This is a genomic window from Flavobacterium flavipallidum, from assembly GCF_038289905.1.
GTDB classification, from domain to species: Bacteria; Bacteroidota; Bacteroidia; order Flavobacteriales; family Flavobacteriaceae; genus Flavobacterium; species Flavobacterium flavipallidum.
In genome coordinates this window covers 41,334-60,858 of sequence record NZ_JBBYHU010000017.1, presented here as the reverse complement: position 1 = coordinate 60,858, position 19,525 = coordinate 41,334, and the positions used below count along the sequence as shown (strand labels likewise).

The following is a 19,525-nucleotide window of genomic DNA, read 5'->3' as shown; positions in this document are numbered from 1 at the left end:
TTATAAAAAATATCTTTTCAACTTTGCACAAAAGTACAAATTAAACAACATTAAAGATCAATCAACCTAAAGCGCATAATTTCCACTAAAATGAAACTCAAAATAATTGTAGCGCTGTTGTTGTTCTATGCTATTGATTCTAAAACTCAAACTACTAATACGATGGCCCAAAACAACAATCCATTACTTTGCGATCCTGCAACAGGAATTTGCGAAATAGCTACTACAAATCAATCCGCTTCAAAACTTCAAAATAATACTCTGGAAAAACCTGTAAAAATTATTTATTTCACAGATCCAATTTGCTCTTCCTGCTGGGGAATCGAACCTCAATTACGAAAACTCAAACTAGAATACGGTACTGAAATTGAAATAGAATACCGCATGGGTGGTCTTTTACCAGATTGGAGTTATAACAGCGGAGGAATCAGTAAACCTTCGGATTTGGCGCATCATTGGAACGAAGTAAGCCTTTATTATGACATGCCTATCGACGGTGATGTTTGGCTAGAAAATCCGCTTCACTCCTCCTATCCGCCTTCTATTGCGTTCAAAGCAGCTCAAATACAGAATAAAGAAAAAGCAATACATTTTTTACGAAAAATAAGAGAAATGGTTTTTCTCGAAAAAAAGAATATTTGCAATTGGGAACATCTTGCTCAGGCTGCCAGCGAATGCGGTTTAGATGTTCAACAAATGAAAATAGATTATGAAAACAAAGCCATTGAAGATTTCAAACAAGATTTAGCACTAGGCAGACAAATGGGCGTTCGCGGTTTCCCTACGCTCTTTTTCCTTGATGATTCTCAAAACCAACAAATACTTTACGGTTTTAAACCTTATGCTGCCTTTGAAGAAATGATTATAAAAGTTTTTCCCAAAGCTTTGAAAAAGAATTATGAAACTTCCTGGAATTCATTATTTAATAAATACCCTTCTTTAACTGCTAAAGAATTTTCAGAATTATCCAATCTTTCCAGAAAGGAAGGCGAACAAATTTTAAATGACTTATCCCAAAAAGGAACATTGATAAAATGCCAAACAAAAAACGGTGCCCTTTGGAAACTTAAATAACCCCTATAAATAAAGCGTCAATTAAGACGCTTTTATTTTTTGATACAATTAAAATCATAAAAAAATTAATTAAAATTATTCTAAACAAGGATTAGGAATTTACATATAAATTTTATAATTTAATCGGTATAAATAAAAATACCACATACGCATACGATTTAACCAATTCTTTAACCATTAAATCTATATCTTATGTCAAATCACAGTCTTTATGAAAGCAAATGGATTAATCTAGTTTTCGAAAACAGAAACAAAGAGTACGGCGCTTTTCAATTGCGTCAGGAAACCACAAAAACTACTTTTAAGGCACTCAGTCTGGGTATTTTATTGTGCTCTTCATTAATTGTAATCCCTAATTTATTGCATGTCTTCAATGGTAAAGAAGTCAGTATTCCCGTCGATGTAGACTGGAGTAAAACAGTCATCCAGCTAGAGGATATTTATCAGGCTGAACAAAAACCGGAAGCCGCCGCAGCTGCACCGCCTCCTGCACAATCTCAAACTATAACTGACGCCGTTGACACCAAACAACTCATCAATCCTATAGTAACAAGTGCAACCCAAGCAACTCCTGTAACAACATATACCTTAGACCGAACAAATCCTGTAGAAAATCCATCCAACGGAATGACAACTGCTGGTTCTGAAGGAGGTGTAATAGGCGGTGTTGAAGGCGGAACAATTAACGGAAACGGTACTGCAATTGGAAATACTGAAACTAACGGAACCGAAATTGTAAACTCAGGAGTCTTAGACAGAAAACCAGAGTTTCCCGGAGGTATCGAAAAATTTTACCGTTATGTAGGAAATCATTTTGTAAGCCCTGCGATGGAAGACAGTAGAAATGTGCGTATTACAGTTTCATTTGTTGTAGAAAAAGACGGCAGTATGACGGATATCAAAGTATTAAATCATCCTGGAGCAGCTTTAGAAAGAGAAGCTATTCGCGTTTTAAAATCTATTAAAGCCAAATGGTCACCTGGAATTTACAATTCAAAAGCTGTAAGAACAGCGTACAACTTGCCTATTGTTGTCCAAATAGAATAAAATTAAACTATTAAAAAGACAAAAAAGCATTCGGTCATTCGAATGCTTTTTTAGTTTTTACTGCTATTCACTTACAAAAGTAACCTTGAAAATCATTTTGATTTATTTAACAAATCTCTCCCTTAGCTACCGCATTTAAAACAGCTCTTTTTAAAGGAACATTCCGTATATTTGTAGCCTTAAAATTGATATATGGAAACTGTTTTAGATAACAATACTCCCGTTACAAGCCAAACTGAACCAGCAGCAAATGTTGCTAAACCAAAATGGTTAAAAGTAAAACTCCCTATTGGAAAAAAATATACGGAACTTCGAGGCTTAGTTGATAAATATAGCTTAAATACCATCTGTACTTCTGGTAGTTGCCCTAATATGGGCGAATGCTGGGGCGAAGGAACAGCTACTTTTATGATTTTAGGTAATATCTGTACCCGTTCGTGTGGTTTTTGTGGCGTAAAAACAGGACGACCTGAAACTGTTGACTGGGACGAACCTGAAAAAGTGGCTCGTTCTATTAAAATCATGAACATTAAACATGCCGTAATTACAAGTGTGGACAGAGATGATATAAAAGATGGAGGTTCTATCATTTGGTTAGAAACAGTAAGAGCCATTCGAAGAATGAATCCTACTACAACTCTAGAGACTTTAATTCCGGACTTTCAGGGAATCGAAAGAAACATCGATCGTATTGTGGAAGCAAATCCTGAAGTGGTATCTCACAACATGGAAACAGTACGCCGATTAACTCGTGAAGTACGTATTCAGGCAAAATATGACCGTAGCTTAGAAGTTTTGCGCTACTTAAAAGAAAAAGGAATCAATAGAACTAAGTCAGGAATTATGCTAGGTCTTGGTGAACTGGAAGAAGAAGTTTTCCAAACTATGAGAGACTTACGAGCTGCAAACGTTGATGTTGTAACTCTGGGACAATACCTTCAACCTACAAAAAAACATTTGCCAGTTAAGGAATTCATCACTCCGGAACAGTTTGCTAAATACGAACAATTTGGTTTAGAATTAGGTTTCCGCCATGTTGAAAGTGGTCCTCTGGTTCGTTCTTCATACAAAGCACAAAAACACATCCTTTAATCTTTTTATCGTTTAAAATATAAAATTGAAAACAAGAATTGCCATCAATGGTTTTGGTCGAATTGGCCGAAACCTTTTTCGTCTACTTTTAAATCATCCTGAAATAGAAGTTGTTGCTATTAATGATATCGCCGATACAAAAACTATGGCACATCTCATTAAATACGACAGTATTCATGGAGTTTTACCAAATCAAGTAAGTGCGGATGAAAAAGGCTTTTCAATTGATGGAACACATTTTGCCTTTTTTCACGAAAAAAACATTTCAAACCTTAATTGGTCTGATCTCAACATTGATTTTGTAATAGAATCAACCGGAAAATTCAAAACCTACGAAGACTTAAACCAACATATCATTGCGGGAGCTAAAAAAGTTATTCTTTCGGCACCATCAGAAGTAGATACCATCAAAACGGTAGTTTTAGGAGTAAACGAACATATTCTTGATGGAACTGAAAAAATCATTTCCAATGCCAGTTGCACCACAAACAATGCAGCTCCTATGATTAAGATAATTGATCAATTGTGTGGCATTGAACAAGCTTATATCACTACAATCCATTCCTTTACTACTGACCAAAGTTTACATGATCAGCCACATAAGGATTTGCGCAGAGCCAGAGGTGCCAGCCAATCGATTGTTCCTACCACAACAGGAGCGGCTAAAGCATTGACAAAAATTTTCCCTATCTTAGAAGGCAAAATTGGAGGATGCGGAATCCGTGTTCCAGTTCCGGATGGCTCACTTACTGACATTACTTTTAATGTAAAAAAAGCGGTATCCATCGAAGAAATAAATGAAGCTTTTAAATTAGCTTCGCAAAATGAACTAAAAGGAATTCTGGATTATACCGAAGACCCAATCGTTTCAGTGGATATTGTAGGGAACAGAAATTCCTGCTTATTTGACGCCCAACTTACTTCTGTAATTGATAAAATGGTAAAAGTTGTTGGATGGTACGATAACGAAATTGGTTATTCATCACGTTTAATCGATTTAATACTTTTGACTAAACCCAACTAATTGAATGAAATATAAAATCATTTTTTTACTGATTTTCTCTTTTTTATTTAATTCCGCTCTGTTTTCTCAAAACAAAGAAACAGACAGCATTAGCTATTACAACAATTTAGCCGATGCTAACATTAAAACTAACAAATACAAAGAAGTCTTTTTTTATACTCAAAAAGCAATCAATTACGCTCAGGAAAACTCCTTAAAAAAAGAGCAGGCAATTCAAACAGCCAAACTCGGTAGATTATATTTTTTATTAAAAAAACTAGACGATGCTATTGAAAAATTAACCGAAAGTATCAGTCTTTTTAAAACAATAAGACCTAATCCTGAATATGCCAAAGCGTATTATTACCTAGGACTGTCATATATTGAAAAAAAGAACTTTTTTGCTGCCGAAATTTGCATCAATAAAACAATCTCTATTTCTGCAGCACTAGACATCAAAGAAAACGATGATTTAATCCTGCTGCAAAAAGCTATAATCAACATAGGAAACAAAAAATATAATTTAGCAACAAAACAACTTGAGTTAATACTTTCCAAACCAAATTCAGCCGGAAAACTTGATACTAAAGCAGAGGCCTATTACCAAATGGGACTTATTGAAGAACAAAACTCCCGCAATAATTTAGCCCTAAGCTATTTCAACAAAGCTTTAAGTTTAAATTCTAAAAGCCAAAATGTCGAACAAAAATCGGAAATTTTACTGGCAATAAGTTCTGTTTACGATAAAATGCTCGATAAAAGCAGTGCTTATTCTTATCTAAAATTACATCTTAATTTAAAAGAAAATATTGCTATTGCCAATAATGAAAAATTAGGTATCGACGACTATGAAGCATTTAAAGAAAGTCAACGAAAAATTCATCAGGCTCGAATTGACAAAAAGAGAAAAGAACAAGAACGTACTGAAAATTTTTCCCGTTTAATCAATTATTTATCTATTGCATTAATTGCAATTCTTTCCTTGTTATGCTTTTCTTTATACAAAAACAATAAAATCAAAAAGAAAACAAATTTATTATTACAGGAAAAAAATAACGAACTAATCAAAGCTAAGGAAAAGGCCGAAAAAGCCTCTAATGCCCGAGCTGATTTCTTATCAACTGTAAGTCATGAATTGCGAACTCCTCTTAATGCAATCAATGGAATCACGCATCTTTTATTAGAAGAAAACCCTAAAAAATCGCAATTACATTACCTTAGTTCTTTACAATATTCCGGAAACTATCTCACGGCTTTTATCAATGACATTTTAGAAATTAATAAAATTGACTCTAACAAAATTGAATTAGAACATATCAATTTTAATCTTCTAAAATTATTAGAAGACATTAAAAATTCCTTAATTGAAATTGCCACTAAAAACAGAAATGAATTTATTTTGGATTTTGATTCACAAATTCCAACTCATTTTATTGGTGATCCAATTCGACTTTCGCAAATTTTCATCAACTTAATCAACAATGCACTTAAATTCACTAAGAATGGAAAAGTGAGTATTGTAGCTAAACTAAAGTCGCTCGAAAATGAAACTGCAACGATCTCTTTCGAAATCAGTGACACTGGAATTGGAATTCCGGAAGAAAAGTTGGAAAGTGTTTTTGAAAGTTTTTCTCAGGGTTCAACCGAAATCAACCGAAAATACGGTGGTACCGGTCTGGGTTTAACCATTGTAAAAAAATTATTGAATTTATTAGAAAGTGAAATCCATTTAACCAGTCAGGTTGGAGAAGGTTCTACTTTCGCATTTGATTTAAAATTAGCAATTGCTAAAAATCAAATTGAATTAAAACCTCAAAAAGAAATTAGCTTTGACCTTTCAAAAATAAAAGGTAAAAACATCTTAGTAGTCGAGGACAACAAAATCAATCAAATGATTACTAAGCGAATGCTTGAAAACAAAGATATTCACTGTGAAGTAATTGATAACGGAGAAGAAGCGATTGAAGTTATTAAAAACAATAAATTCGATTTAGTGCTTATGGATGTTCACTTACCAGGCATTAACGGAACTATTGCTACTCAAGAAGTCAGAAAATTTGATGCTACAACGCCTATTATTGCAATGACGGCAATTTCACTAAATGAAAACCGTGAAATGCTACTTTCTTTTGGAATGAATGATGTGATTACCAAACCTTTCATCCCTAATGACTTCTACTTGATGCTCACCAAGTACCTTGCGGATTAACTATTTACAATCAACTCTTTTATCAGCAATCGCACCTTAGGTTCTGCTTTACGGGCAGCTTCTAAAACTTCGTCGTGAGAAATCGTTTCTATGCTGTCTTCATTACCCATATCGGTAATAACCGAAACACCAAAAGTTTCTAAATCCATATGACGCGCTACAATCACTTCAGGAACGGTAGACATTCCTACACAATCAGCTCCTAGAATTTTTACCATTTTGTATTCTGCCAAGGTTTCAAAAGTAGGCCCTTGTAAACCCAAATAAATGCCGTCTTTGACTTCGATATTGTTTTTTTGTGCCAAATCTTTAGCCAAGGCAATCATTTTTTTCGAATAAGGCTCACTCATATTGACAAATCTCGGCCCAAAACGCTCGTCATTTTTTCCACGCAAAGGATGTTCAGGAACTAAGTTGATATGATCGTGAATCAGTACAATGTCCCCAACATTATAATTTGGATTTACTCCTCCCGAAGCATTCGAAACAATCAATTTTTGAACCCCTAAATACTTCATAACACGAACCGGAAAAGTAACTTCATGCATGGAATAGCCTTCATAATAATGAAAACGCCCCTGCATAGCCACAATTTTTTTGGCACCTATAGTTCCAAAAACCAAGGCTCCTTTATGACCTTCAACGGTTGAAACGGGAAAATTTGGAATCTCAGCATAAGGCAAAGTAAATTCAACTTGAATATCTTCGGTAAAATTGCCTAATCCTGAACCTAAAATTACACCGAATTCAGGTGTAAATTCTGTTTTCTCTTTGATGAAATTAACGGTTTGCTGTACTTGCTCCCACATATTCTAAAATCTTCTTGTCAAATAAATCAGCTGCCGAAAGCAACTTACTTTGTATTGGTAAATAAAAAAGTTGTTCCTGAGGTAATTTTCCTTTTAAACGCACATAATCTTTTTCAGTAGTTATAATAATGGCATCCTGAGCTTTAACGATAATTTCCTGAATATCATTTTCAGAAAAATGGTGATGATCCGGATATGTCAAACACAAATCATTATCATTCTCTAAATAAGTATAAAAAGGTTCCGGCTTAGCAATTCCGGCCAAAAGTAATTTCTTTTCTTCTTTAATTTCACTTACTTCAATTTTCTCCTTTTCAGAATAAATGTAATCATCATAAGCAATACAGCTAAAAAACAATTCCTGAGAATCGGATAGTTTTAATTTCTTTTTTATCAAAAGCTGTTCTGCTTCTGGAAGATTCTGTGGGCATTTAGTAACAACTACTAAATCGGCTCTTTTGGAACCAGAGCGACTTTCTCGCAAATTACCTGTTGGCAACATAAAATCATCGGCATAAATATCGCCGTAAGCCGTCAGTAATATATAAAATCCCGCTTTGACTTTCCGATGTTGGTACGCATCATCTAATAAAATCACATCCGGTTTTTCTTTTTGCCAAAGCAATTGCTCGATACCATTTTTTCGGTTAGCATCAACAGCCACCTGAATTTCCGGAAATTTTTCAAAAAACTGAAAAGGTTCGTCACCAAGGATTTCAGCATTTGCATTGGCATCAGCCAAAACAAAACCTTCAGATTTTCGTTTGTATCCGCGACTTAGTGTTGCTACTTTGTATTTTGCAGAAAGTAATCGAATTAAATATTCAATTTGTGGCGTTTTCCCTGTTCCTCCTACTGACAAATTCCCAACAGCAATCACAGGCAAATCAAAACTATAGGATTTTAAAATCCCTTTATCAAAAAGAAAATTACGAATTCCGGTTATCAAACCGTATAAAAAAGCAAAAGGAAAGAGTATTTTTCGGAGTACATTCATAAGTACGAAAGTAATTTTTTTATTTCAAAGTAAATTTGTAATTCGTTAATTTGTTTAACCTAAAAAACCAAAAGATGAAATCGAAGATTCACGAACACCATAAAAATAAAAACAGTGAGTAAAATCAAAGAAATAATTTCCGTACTCGAAGAAATGGCGCCTCTTGCCTATGCTGAAGATTTTGACAATGTAGGTTTACTAGTGGGCGATCAAACTGACGAAGCTACCGGAGTTTTAGTTTGCCATGATGCACTGGAAAATGTAATTGATGAAGCTATTGCTAAAAATTGCAATTTGGTAGTTTGTTTCCACCCTATTTTATTTTCCGGAATCAAAAAAATAACAGGCAAAAACTATGTGGAACGTGCCATTCTGAAAGCTATAAAAAACGACATCGCTATTTATGCTGTTCATACTGCTTTAGACAATCATCAGCAGGGTGTGAATAAAATTTTCTGTGATGCTTTAGGCTTAACAAAAACAAAAATATTAATTCCGAAACAGCAATTTATTCGAAAATTAATCACTTATACGATTCCTGAAAATGCTGAGAAACTTCGCAATGCCTTATTTGATGCAGGAGCTGGAAAAATAGGAAATTACGAAGATTGCAGTTTTAATTCAAAAGGAATTGGGACTTATATGGGCAATGAAGACAGTAATCCGGAAATTGGGGAACGATTCGAATTTGTAGAAAGTGACGAAATCAAAATAGAAGTTACTTTTGAAAAATATTTGGAATCTAAAATTTTAAAAGCCTTGTTCAAAAATCATGTTTACGAAGAAGTCGCCTATGAAATTTACGATTTGCAAAATGCGCATCAAAATATTGGTTTAGGAATGATAGGCGAACTGGAAAAGCCTATGGATGAAAAAGCCTTTTTAGAATTGGTTAAAAATAAAATGCAGGCAGATGGCATTCGGCATTCACAATTTTTAGGTAAAAAGATTCAAAAAGTTGCCGTGTTGGGAGGTTCCGGAAGTTTTGCCATCAAAAACGCCATTCAGGCCGGAGCGGATGTTTTTTTGACCGCCGATTTAAAGTATCACCAATTTTATGAAGCTGAAAACCGACTTATTTTGGCCGATATTGGACATTTTGAAAGTGAACGTTATACAAAAAATTATATTGTTGATTATCTTCGAAAAAAAATTCTTAATTTTGCAATCATTTTATCAGAAGAAAATACAAATCCAGTTAAGTACTTATAATATATAATATGACTAATACGAAAGAATTAAGTGTTGAGGACAAGTTAAGAGCCATTTACGATTTACAATTAATTGACTCTAAAATTGACGAAATTAGAAATGTAAGAGGAGAACTTCCTCTAGAAGTGGAAGATTTAGAAGATGAAGTTGCCGGTTTAAGCACTCGTTCTGAAAAATTAAAAGCAGAGCTTGAAGTTATTGAAGAGCAAATTAAAGCTAAAAAGAATAGCATCGATGAGCACAAAGAAGCTATTAAAAAATATACAAAACAACAAGAAAGCGTTCGTAACAACAGAGAATTCAACTCTTTGACTAAAGAAATTGAATTCCAGGAGTTAGAAATTCAATTAGCTGAAAAGCAAATGAAAGAAATGAAAGCTTCTATCGAACACAAAAAAGAGATTATTGCTCAATCTAAAGAAAAATTAGAATTGAAATCGAATCACTTAAAACATAAAAAATTAGAGTTAGATGATATCATGGCAGAAACTGCTAAAGAAGAAGAATTCCTAACTCAAAAATCAGCAGAATTTCAAGAGCAAATCGAAGAAAGATTATTAGCTGCTTACAAAAGAATTCGTTCAAGTGTTCGTAACGGATTAGCAGTAGTTTCTATAGAAAGAGGTGCTTCTGCAGGTTCATTCTTCACTATTCCACCACAAACTCAGGTGGAGATTGCTTCCAGAAAGAAAATCATCATCGATGAGCATTCCGGAAGAATTTTAGTCGACAGCAGCTTAGCTGAAGAAGAAAAAGAAAAAATGGAAAACTTATTCGCAAGTATTTAATTATATTTAAGTCCCGATTCACCATCGGGACTTTTTTATTATGAAGAAAGCCCTTTATTTTATATTTACTAAATCAATTGGTTTATACCTTAACCTATTGAGTTTTATCTTTCCTGAAAAAGCAATTCAAATTGCGCATGGCTTTTTTAGTATGCCCAGAAAAGGAAAGTTCAAAAAAAACAAAATCCCAAAATTTTTAGAAGAAGCCCAGCTCGAGACAATTTCGAACAATGGCGAATCGATTCAAACGTATATTTGGAAAGGGAATGAAACCATCATTTTATTAATTCATGGATGGGAAAGCAATTCATCCCGATGGAAAAAAACATTAGCACACCTGAAGCAATCCGGCAGTACCATAATTGCAATTGATGGTCCTGCTCAGGGATTATCAAGCGGAAAAGAATTCACCGTTCCAAAATATGCCGAATTTATTGATATCGTTGCAAAAAAACATAAAATAGACTACATCATCGGACATTCTTTAGGTGGAAAAACTTGTTTGTATTACCAATACAAATATCAAAATCCCAATATTCAAAAAATGGTTATTCTGGGAGCTCCAAGTGATTTCACTATTATATTTAATAATTTTATTACGCTTCTTAGCTTAAACAATAAGATCGTAAAAGCTTTAGAAAATAAATATGTAAACATTTTAAAACAAAGTTTACACGAATTTAGCGCACATGAATTTGCTTCAAAAATAGAAGTTAAAGGATTCCTGGCTCACGATATAGAAGATCGCATCGTACTATTCAAAGAAGGAAAAAAAATTGCTCAATCTTGGAAAAATGTCCAATTTATTGAAACAAAAGGTTTAGGCCACAAACTTCATGATGAAGAATTGTACCAAAAAATTGCGGCTTTTTTATTTCCAAAAAAATAAAAACAATTACCGGAAATAGATTCTAAACATTTTCAAAATTACAAATCATCGCATTTTCAAATTGCTTACTTTTGCAGCATGGAAGAAAATCTAAAACGTCTTAATAAATTCATTGCCGAAACCGGTTTTTGTTCGCGTCGTGAAGCCGATAAATTTATCGAAGAAGGTCGCGTGACCATTAATGGGGCTGTCCCTGAATTAGGAACGAAAGTTGGCCCTAATGACGAAGTACGTATTGACGGAAAATTAATTCATGAAAAAAGCGAAAAACCAATTTATCTGGCATTCAACAAACCTGTGGGAATTGAATGTACGACCAATTTAGACGTTCGCAACAATATTGTAGATTATATCAATTATCCCAAACGAATTTTCCCCATCGGACGATTAGACAAAGCTTCCGAAGGCTTGATTTTCATGACAAATGATGGTGATATCGTTAACAAAATTTTACGTGCCCGAAACAATCACGAAAAAGAATATACCGTAACAGTAAACAAACCCATCACCGATCGTTTTATTCAAAGAATGGGTAATGGCGTGCCTATTTTAGACACTGTAACCCGAAAATGTAAGGTGGAACAAATAAGCAAATACATTTTCAAAATCATTCTGACACAGGGCTTAAACCGCCAAATCCGAAGAATGTGTGAGTATTTAGGTTATGAAGTAACGGCATTAAAACGCATCCGTATCATCAATATTTCACTGGATGTTCCTGTGGGACGCTACCGCGAATTGACCGATGCCGAAATTAAAGAACTCAACCAACTCATCGCTCCTTCGAGCAAAACAGAAGAAGCGAGTTTACCTAAAACGGAAACTCCAAAACGAAGAACAGAATTCATCAAAAAAGATGATCCAAAGTTTAGAAGAAGAAACTCTTAAATACAAAAATCCCATCTCGTTTTAAAACAGATGGGATTTTTTTAACTTATTTTACTTCTACGAACTCATAATAGAGCGCTTTAGACAAAAAAGAATCATTTCGATGATTTTCAATTTCATAGCTCTTTTCCTCTCCTTGTTTGGGATGTAATTTCAAATATTCATTAAATGCTTTATGATTATACTCTAAACTTCTTAAAAACCGTACTTCTACTCCTCTAATAACAGAAATATTATATCGGGTAATTAAATCCCCCCAGTTCACATAACTACATAATAAAATTGTTCCATAACAATACCAAACCATTTGGTTGAATAAGTAAAAATTTTTTTTTTGCCTGATGATTTTTATAAAAGAAAAAAACAAACCAATCAAAGCCAAAATCAAAAAGGCATAAACACCTAATCGCTTATAAGTCAAACCATAATATGAAACATATTCTGCATTTTTAATTAATGCACTAACAATCAAAACTCCGTTTAAAGCAATCCAAATTTTAGCTAATTTTTTAAGCGATTTTGCTTTTGCATCAAAATTAAATCCACCTTTGAAATAAAACAAAATCACACCTACTGCCATTATAATCGAAAAAATAACCGCATTGACTCTTTCGTGTGTATCGGCACTAAGATTTGATTTTTGAACTACCTCAAAAAACTGTTCGTAATTATAGGTTGCTATAAAAACAAAAAGTAAAATATTTAATAAAAACAACGTAATCTCACCACTTTTCCTTTCAAAATCGATATCCAAAAAAGAAAATGAAGAAACTGCTTCTATCTTCTCGTTTTTATTAAAATCATTATCCAAAAGGCTGTTCTTTTCGTAACAAAATTCAGGAATCCAATAATTCCAAAAAGTAAAGGAAAAGTAAAAACCCAAAATGGCAATTACAACAAGATGCCAAACATCCAAATCCAAATAATAATCTGTGAAAAGCGATGAAAAATGATTACTGCCATAAGAGTAAACTATAAAAAACAAACCTAAAAAAACTGCTGGAATTACTCCATATGCAATGAGTTTTTTGGCCAAATTATTATTCACTTTTCGCTTAGGTAAATATTGAGAAAACATAAAAACACGGCCCAAAGTTGTTATTCCATTTAAAAAAATCAATGGAAAAACCTGAACCAACTTAAGACTGGAATCCTGAACTTTAAATTGCAAAAAAACAATTGAAAGAAATAATGCTAAAAAAGAAACAAAATCACCATACCAGGCAAAAGCAAAACAGGATAAAACCGACGTAATTACCAAAAAAAGATGAAGCCTTTGCGAAAATTTTTCCTGAAAGAAATAACAAATAAAAGCTACTAAAGCTAAGCCAAAAAGAGCCAGATTCACCCCTACTTCTTCATTGTAAAATAAAAGTGTAAAAATCAGACTACTGAGCAAAATAAAATGGATTTTTTTCATAATAAATAAATTTAAAAGTACTTTGTGTTTCAAAGTTTATTGATAAAAATTTTTTAACTATTCGATTTCAACAATATTTCAAGGCTATCTAAATGAGCTTTAAAAGCTTCGCGCCCTTTTTGAGTAACACGATAGGAAGTTTTAGGCTTCTTACCTACAAATTCTTTCTTTACTTCAATATATTGCGCTTTTTCCAATGCGGTAGAATGACTCGCTAAATTACCGTCAGTAATATTCAAAAGCGATTTCATTTCAGTAAAATCAACCCAGTCATTGACCATCAGTACAGACATTATACCTAATCTGACCCGACTTTCAAAATCCTTATTTAACTGATCTATCATTCCCATTGGTAAATTATTTGTATTTTTTGAACATTACTAATCCGTAAAAAATGTGCAAAATACCAAAACCAAAAATCCAAAACAACAAACCGTATCCTAAATAAAAAAGAGAAATACATCCAATAAGGATTTCACAAAAACCTAAATACTTAATATCTGAAAAAGTATATTTTTCAGCATTAACTAATGCTAAACCATAAAAAATTAAAGTAACAGGAGCAACCAAAACAAAGAATTGATGATAAAGTAAAGCCAGACAAAAAACTCCCCCGGCAACTAATGGAATAGCTAAATTGAACAACATCTTTTTGGTTGTTGAAGTCCAGATAGGCAAATCATTTTTTTTACTTTTTCGCACTGTAAAAAGAATACCAAAGCCTAAAGCAGAAACAAAAATCAACAATCCAATAATTATGAGTTGCAGAATTAAGTCATGTGAAAATTCAACTTCATTGCTTTCAAAATAGCCAACACCTTCTTTTTCCAATAATTGACACGCATACAAACCGCCAATAAGTGCCGAAAGTCCAGCAAAAACACCTGAAAGTCCGCTCAGGGAAATAAATCGGGAAGAACGTTCCATCATGGAACGGATATGCATTAAATCTTCTTGATGCTTCTGATTCATAATTAAAGTACTTTGAAACACAAAGTTATATTTTATTTTTGAATAACAATACAAAAAATGAGCAATTTTTATTTTTAAAATAAAATTCCCAACAAAAGAAATTCATTTGAAAACTCTTGTTGGGAATACATTGTCTTAACTATTTTTTACAACTCCTTCTCTAAAATTTTCTTTAATTCTTCATTAGAATGTTGCCCTAACTTTGGATTGATAACTTGTCCATCCTTACTCACTAACATATAATGTGGAATCCCTGATATATTAAATTTTGCGGCTAAATAATTCCATTCGTCGGTTGATAATCGATAATGCTCCCCTTTTATATCTGGAATCATAGCTGAATAAGTTTGTTCTGGAGAACTTTGATTAGTAAGATAAACAAAGACAATACCTTTATCTTTCATCTCTTCTTTCAAAGGTTTGATACGCTCAATTCCAGAACGACATGGCCCACACCAAGTGGCCCAAAAATCAACATAAACAAGCTTGTCTTTATATTTATTCATAATTTCGGCAAATAATTTATCAGCTTCCGTTTTTGGTGTTTCGTTAAGCACATAACCCGTTTTCAATTTATTTACTTGAATTTTTGCCAATGATTCATTATTACATTTTTTAATATAATCTGCAATAAAAGGAGTTTGTATGGATTGTTGTTGTCGTATTAATTCCTCTTGAGACAAAGGAGTAAGCTGATCCACTACTTTATTACAAATATCCTGAGACTTCATAATATCGGTTGCGAAACCTTCTTTGATAGTAAATAGTTCAGCTAGTTTTTTATTTCTGAAAGCAGCTCTTTTCTCATTATAAATTTGACTCAAAAGAATTTGATGTTTTTGATAAAAAGAATTAAGCGCTTCATATACAGCAAAATTTTTCTTAATTTGTTCCGGAGATGTCTCTTTTGCTAATCTTTTTTCTGCCTTTATAAAATCTTTTTCTTCTTTTGAAATTGGGATATTATTTTTGATTAAATACGCTTCTAAATCAGAAGTATTGTAAATACCATCTTTTCTTATTTCTTTAATTATTTTTTGGTGTTTGGTAAAAAAAGAAGCACTTATTTCCCCATATTTTTTCTCAAATTCTTTTTGAGCAGGTCGATTTTGAAATGCTTCAACATCTTTAAAATCAATCAATAATTGTTGTTCTTCTTTAGTTAAAGAATAACCACTTTTTTCGATTTCATCAGCGGTTTCTAAAAACGAATTTGAAAAATTCCCTAATCTTAATAAATCTAAAAACTGCAAGCTATTAATAACATTTTGGTAACTATGCGTAGAAATTACCGCTAATGGATTATTAATAACATCATCTGTCAAAAATTGATAATAATCAGCAGTAAGAGTATCTTTTTTTAGGCTGATTTCCATTTGATTATTTGGTATTTTATTTTTTAATCGAAAAGCAGTTTCTTTATCGCGCTGATAATTCATCATCTGAGCAATAGCATTGTATTCAATTTCCAATTTTCCTATTTGATAAGCTTTGCTGCCAATGGCATTTGATTTTCTTATAGATTCCAATGACTCCATTTTTTTATTAGCTATGCCTTGACAATATATTTTATAGTCTTGCGGATTCATATCTAAAATAATACGCATCATATCTTCATAATCCGAACGTCTTACATTTTGGGTTCTTAATAAATCGGCGTTTATTCTGGCTGATTCCCCCATAAAAATCGTTTGTCTATCCCCTAATAGTTGAAAAACATCTTTCCCTGGTTCCAAATAAACCGAACCATTAAAAATAGAAGAACGCACCCAAACTTCGTGTGGATAGTACAACGGAAGCTTTATAGAGAAAAAACCATTATTATTAATTTGTGCCACAAAAGTATTTTGCGCTCCGGTGATAATATCATCAATATGAATCGCGATAGTTTTTACAGCGGCCTTAGGACTATAATTCTTTATATATCCGCTATATGTTGCTGAATCAGATTTAAAAACAGGCATTTCATAAACTACATCTTTTGGAATTGTTTTTAATAGTTCATCCGTAAAAGAGTTCGAAAAAGCATTAAGTGATTTAAGATTTTCACCTATAAAATAGCTTCCTTCTTTTCCTTTTTTAACAAGCAAAGTCACATTTTTGTCTTTATTGCTAAGCCTTACTGATCCATTACCATTTTTTAAAGTTACTTTTTCATAGTTCCAAACTTGGTTTTTATAAACTACATTGTTATCAAAAAAGCCTATTTCCCAGTTTCCATTATTAGTATTAAACCAATTTCCTTCTAATTCCTTATTAATACCTGATGGATTAGGTACATCCTGTAATGCAATATCGTGTATAAACCAATCCCCTCCATCATTTGCTTCACCATATTCAATTTTAGTAACTGACTTATCTAATTTTCCAAATATCAATTTATAATTTAAAACACCTGATTCCGGAACTACATTAACTCCCTTCATCGAAACACCTTCGGCACTTTTGATAAATAACTTTTCATCTTTTAAAACATCTTTGATATACGTTTTCTTTGGAATGGAAAACTTATAACCTGAATATTGAGAAATTTGAAATGAAACAACTGTCATTGAATCTGTCATTTCAATATTATTAATAAATAAGTAAGGAACTGTAGAAAAACCCGTTTTAGGATTTTTAATGATTTTTTGTGAATAGACAGAAATCACAAACATCAAAGACATTAATACAATAAGATTTTTTTTCATGGTTATGGATAGCTTGTTAATAGTCCCGAAAGTTAAAAAGATTTATCTTACACAGTATCCTGTACTGTAGGGTAATTTGTATTTATAGATATAATTAATCATTACAATAAATTAACTTTTTCATCCCATTCAATTAATACAAGAACATGTGTTAGCCTATAATTTTGTATTTAAAAAATACCATTGAAATTTTCAGTCCCAAAAGTTCGTGATTTTAGAGTCCAAATCTTTATATCATTTTCAGCGATGATTTTTCTAATTCTGGTTTGGTTCCTAACTTATCTTACAATAGATCGAAAAATCGACAACCTCAATAATTTTAGCTATCAATCTTATCGGATTTCACAGGATTTTAGTGCCAATATCAAGCGTTTTCAGAACTTTTTACTTTATGGATATAAAGAAGAAGGATTTTATATCAATAAAAATCAAAAAGATTTAAAACAATACATTACTAATCTTAAAGAACAAAGAAATGATATTAACCAAATTTTTAAAGAATCTCAAGACCTACGTATAAAAGTTGACAGTAATACACAAGCCTACTTATTTAATAAAATTGACCAATTGATTATTACGATTCAATTGTACAAAAAACTGGCGCTTATACGAGGTTTCAAAGATTATGGAATTGAAGGTAAAATGCGAGAAAAAGCACATGATCTTGAAGAAAAAGGATATTTAACGTCATCAACTATTCTTCAATTTAGACGTCATGAAAAAGATTATCTCTTACGCTCTGAAAAAAATTATATCAATAAATTTCAAGAACTTTATAATACAACAATTGCATCGGGTGAAATCAATTCAAAAACAAAACAAATCATCAAAGAATATAAATCCTATTTTGATAAGTTAGTACTTATAAGTAACCAATTAGGTCAAACTCATGACACAGGACTCAACGGAAAAATTAATCAACTTAATGAACAAATAGAAATTAACCTTAATCAAATAATTTCCCAAAACGAAAACCGAATCAATGATTTAAAAAAACAGTTATTCTATTTTCAATTAGGGCAGTCTGTTTTAATGATTGCAATCGCTTTATTTCTATGTATTTACATTTCAAAATATTTCACTAAAGACATCAAATCCCTTTCTTTAGATATCTCGAATTTTATCTTTTCAAATTTCAAAAACACAAAATCGAGTCTTAATGAAAAATCATCTATCAAGGAAATTGATTACCTATTTACCAGCTATAGAATATTAAAAGAGAAACTAGCCGAAAATGTTATCTCACTTGAAAAAAATACAGAGGCAGCCAACAATACCGCAAAATTCAAAACCCAATTTTTGGCCAATATGAGTCACGAAATTCGTTCACCATTGAATGGTGTTATTGGCATGTTGAACATCTTAAAAACAAGTCCTCTTAACAACGACCAAACTGAATATATAGAAATTGCAGAACACAGTGCTAATCATTTATTAGGCATCGTCAATATGATTTTAGATCATTCTAAAATGGAAGCCGGAAAAATGAAATTGGAAACCTATCCTATTCATTTAGAAAAAGAATTATCTAAACTCATTCGTTTATTCGAATACCGAATTAAGGATAAAAATATAGCGCTACTTTTTAATTTTGACCAAAAAATAAACAGCAATCTTCTGGCCGATAATCTAAGGCTCCAACAAGTACTAATCAATCTATTAGACAATGCTATAAAATTTACTTCGGAAGGAAAAGTTACATTAGAAATAAGCTGTATTGAGCAAAAAGAAAATACTCAACATATCAATTTTCGGGTTATGGATTCAGGTATCGGGATTGATATAGAAAAAACAGAACAATTACTTCTGGCCTTTGAACAAGCCGACTTAACAACCACTCGAAAATACGGAGGAACTGGTTTGGGGTTAACTATTTCAAATCAATTAATCCAATTAATGGGAGGTTCCAGATTGAACATATTAGCGCTAGAAGAAGGCGGATCTAGTTTTAGTTTTTACATTCCATTTCAAATAAACACAAAAATCACTAATCTCAAACCTGATTTAGTTTCTATTACGCAGTCAGATAACTACAAAATAAAAAAAGCGCTCATTGTTGAAGACAACATAGTTAATCAAAAAGTTCTACGAAAGTTATTGGATAAAATTGATATTCCTGCAGATATAGCCAATAACGGACTTGAAGCTGTGGAGCTTTTTGAAAAATACGATTATGACATTATTTTTATGGATTTACATATGCCTGAAATGGATGGTTTTGAAGCCACTCAAAAAATACATTCGATGGCTAAATACCTATTGAAAAATGTACCAATAATCGCTGTAACTGCCAGCGCATTTGATGAAGATAAAAACAAAGCCATTGCTAATGGCATGGACGACTTTATCAGCAAACCCATTGTCCTCAGTAATCTTGAAGAAACAATTGCCAAACAAATGAGACAACATATTACAATATAAACAAGAAACCCAGA

The 19,525-nt window shown here is 32.4% G+C and carries 16 protein-coding genes; 10 read left to right on the top strand and 6 right to left on the bottom strand.

Annotated elements, in window-relative coordinates:
- Positions 1 to 162: 162 nt before the first annotated feature.
- From AAEO59_RS09710 to AAEO59_RS09690, 5 genes are all read left to right on the top strand, one after another.
- Positions 163 to 1,074, top strand: a complete 912-nt coding sequence (locus AAEO59_RS09710) for a ClpXP adapter SpxH family protein (RefSeq protein ID WP_341700550.1) — start codon at positions 163 to 165, stop codon at positions 1,072 to 1,074.
- Between the two features lie 192 nt (positions 1,075 to 1,266).
- Complete coding sequence (locus AAEO59_RS09705; RefSeq protein WP_341700540.1) at positions 1,267 to 2,121, top strand: energy transducer TonB; 855 nt, start codon at positions 1,267 to 1,269, stop codon at positions 2,119 to 2,121.
- A 192-nt stretch (positions 2,122 to 2,313) separates the two neighbouring features.
- The gene (lipA, locus tag AAEO59_RS09700) at positions 2,314 to 3,213 is read left to right on the top strand and encodes a lipoyl synthase (RefSeq protein ID WP_341700539.1); all 900 of its coding nucleotides are present in this window, start codon (positions 2,314 to 2,316) and stop codon (positions 3,211 to 3,213) included.
- A gap of 25 nt (positions 3,214 to 3,238) precedes the next feature.
- Positions 3,239 to 4,237: a type I glyceraldehyde-3-phosphate dehydrogenase gene (gene gap / locus AAEO59_RS09695; protein ID WP_341700538.1), complete on the top strand. Its 999-nt coding sequence runs from the start codon at positions 3,239 to 3,241 to the stop codon at positions 4,235 to 4,237.
- A gap of 4 nt (positions 4,238 to 4,241) precedes the next feature.
- Complete coding sequence (locus tag AAEO59_RS09690; protein ID WP_341700537.1) at positions 4,242 to 6,425, top strand: tetratricopeptide repeat-containing hybrid sensor histidine kinase/response regulator; 2,184 nt, start codon at positions 4,242 to 4,244, stop codon at positions 6,423 to 6,425.
- Here AAEO59_RS09690 and AAEO59_RS09685 read toward each other — a convergent pair.
- Positions 6,422 to 7,234, bottom strand: a complete 813-nt coding sequence (locus AAEO59_RS09685) for a purine-nucleoside phosphorylase (RefSeq protein ID WP_341700536.1) — start codon at positions 7,232 to 7,234, stop codon at positions 6,422 to 6,424. The two genes, AAEO59_RS09690 and AAEO59_RS09685, sit on opposite strands and share 4 nt — an antisense overlap.
- A complete protein-coding gene (lpxK, locus tag AAEO59_RS09680; protein ID WP_341700535.1) occupies positions 7,206 to 8,231 on the bottom strand; it encodes a tetraacyldisaccharide 4'-kinase in 1,026 nt (341 codons plus the stop codon). Before lpxK ends, AAEO59_RS09685 begins: the two co-directional genes overlap by 29 nt.
- A gap of 153 nt (positions 8,232 to 8,384) precedes the next feature.
- On the opposite strand from lpxK, the gene AAEO59_RS09675 reads away from it, so the two are divergent.
- The 4 genes from AAEO59_RS09675 (at position 8,385) to rluF (ending at position 12,008) form a co-directional block, all read left to right on the top strand.
- Positions 8,385 to 9,443 (top strand): Nif3-like dinuclear metal center hexameric protein, encoded by a 1,059-nt coding sequence (locus tag AAEO59_RS09675; RefSeq protein WP_341700549.1) that lies wholly within the window; start codon positions 8,385 to 8,387, stop codon positions 9,441 to 9,443.
- 8 nt (positions 9,444 to 9,451) lie between these two features.
- A complete protein-coding gene (locus AAEO59_RS09670; RefSeq protein WP_341700534.1) occupies positions 9,452 to 10,231 on the top strand; it encodes a zinc ribbon domain-containing protein in 780 nt (259 codons plus the stop codon).
- Between the two features lie 40 nt (positions 10,232 to 10,271).
- Complete coding sequence (locus AAEO59_RS09665) at positions 10,272 to 11,120, top strand: alpha/beta hydrolase (protein WP_341700533.1); 849 nt, start codon at positions 10,272 to 10,274, stop codon at positions 11,118 to 11,120.
- Between the two features lie 78 nt (positions 11,121 to 11,198).
- On the top strand, positions 11,199 to 12,008 hold the full coding sequence (gene rluF / locus AAEO59_RS09660) for a 23S rRNA pseudouridine(2604) synthase RluF (RefSeq protein ID WP_341700532.1): 810 nt from the start codon (positions 11,199 to 11,201) through the stop codon (positions 12,006 to 12,008).
- 46 nt (positions 12,009 to 12,054) lie between these two features.
- Here the strand turns inward: rluF and AAEO59_RS09655 are convergent, their stop codons facing one another.
- The 4 genes from AAEO59_RS09655 to AAEO59_RS09640 form a co-directional block, all read right to left on the bottom strand.
- Positions 12,055 to 13,428 carry a DUF4153 domain-containing protein gene (locus AAEO59_RS09655; RefSeq protein ID WP_341700531.1) on the bottom strand — a complete coding sequence of 458 codons (1,374 nt, stop codon included), beginning with the start codon at positions 13,426 to 13,428 and terminating at the stop codon, positions 12,055 to 12,057.
- Between the two features lie 53 nt (positions 13,429 to 13,481).
- A complete protein-coding gene (locus AAEO59_RS09650; RefSeq protein ID WP_341700530.1) occupies positions 13,482 to 13,778 on the bottom strand; it encodes a winged helix-turn-helix domain-containing protein in 297 nt (98 codons plus the stop codon).
- Positions 13,779 to 13,785: 7 nt separating this feature from the next.
- Positions 13,786 to 14,400, bottom strand: coding sequence for a hypothetical protein (locus AAEO59_RS09645; RefSeq protein ID WP_341700529.1), 615 nt, complete (start codon positions 14,398 to 14,400; stop codon positions 13,786 to 13,788).
- A 146-nt stretch (positions 14,401 to 14,546) separates the two neighbouring features.
- Positions 14,547 to 17,090, bottom strand: coding sequence for a TlpA family protein disulfide reductase (locus AAEO59_RS09640; RefSeq protein WP_341700528.1), 2,544 nt, complete (start codon positions 17,088 to 17,090; stop codon positions 14,547 to 14,549).
- Between the two features lie 183 nt (positions 17,091 to 17,273).
- Between AAEO59_RS09640 and AAEO59_RS09635 the strand changes: the two genes are divergently transcribed.
- The gene (locus AAEO59_RS09635) at positions 17,274 to 19,511 is read left to right on the top strand and encodes a response regulator (protein ID WP_341700527.1); all 2,238 of its coding nucleotides are present in this window, start codon (positions 17,274 to 17,276) and stop codon (positions 19,509 to 19,511) included.
- The last annotated feature ends 14 nt before the right edge of the window (positions 19,512 to 19,525 follow it).

Excerpts from the sequence above, each read along its gene's own strand:
- AAEO59_RS09645 (WP_341700529.1), bottom strand. The coding sequence starts at position 14,400 with ATGAATCAGAAGCATCAAGAAGATTTAATGCATATCCGTTCCATGATG.
- AAEO59_RS09650 (WP_341700530.1), bottom strand. The coding sequence starts at position 13,778 with ATGGGAATGATAGATCAGTTAAATAAGGATTTTGAAAGTCGGGTCAGA.
- AAEO59_RS09675 (WP_341700549.1), top strand. The coding sequence starts at position 8,385 with ATGGCGCCTCTTGCCTATGCTGAAGATTTTGACAATGTAGGTTTACTA.
- AAEO59_RS09665 (WP_341700533.1), top strand. The coding sequence starts at position 10,272 with ATGAAGAAAGCCCTTTATTTTATATTTACTAAATCAATTGGTTTATAC.
- AAEO59_RS09705 (WP_341700540.1), top strand. The coding sequence starts at position 1,267 with ATGTCAAATCACAGTCTTTATGAAAGCAAATGGATTAATCTAGTTTTC.
- lipA (WP_341700539.1), top strand. The coding sequence starts at position 2,314 with ATGGAAACTGTTTTAGATAACAATACTCCCGTTACAAGCCAAACTGAA.
- AAEO59_RS09690 (WP_341700537.1), top strand. The coding sequence starts at position 4,242 with ATGAAATATAAAATCATTTTTTTACTGATTTTCTCTTTTTTATTTAAT.
- AAEO59_RS09670 (WP_341700534.1), top strand. The coding sequence starts at position 9,452 with ATGACTAATACGAAAGAATTAAGTGTTGAGGACAAGTTAAGAGCCATT.
- AAEO59_RS09655 (WP_341700531.1), bottom strand. The coding sequence starts at position 13,428 with ATGAAAAAAATCCATTTTATTTTGCTCAGTAGTCTGATTTTTACACTT.
- AAEO59_RS09685 (WP_341700536.1), bottom strand. The coding sequence starts at position 7,234 with ATGTGGGAGCAAGTACAGCAAACCGTTAATTTCATCAAAGAGAAAACA.
- lpxK (WP_341700535.1), bottom strand. The coding sequence starts at position 8,231 with ATGAATGTACTCCGAAAAATACTCTTTCCTTTTGCTTTTTTATACGGT.
- AAEO59_RS09710 (WP_341700550.1), top strand. The coding sequence starts at position 163 with ATGGCCCAAAACAACAATCCATTACTTTGCGATCCTGCAACAGGAATT.
- AAEO59_RS09640 (WP_341700528.1), bottom strand. The coding sequence starts at position 17,090 with ATGAAAAAAAATCTTATTGTATTAATGTCTTTGATGTTTGTGATTTCT.
- rluF (WP_341700532.1), top strand. The coding sequence starts at position 11,199 with ATGGAAGAAAATCTAAAACGTCTTAATAAATTCATTGCCGAAACCGGT.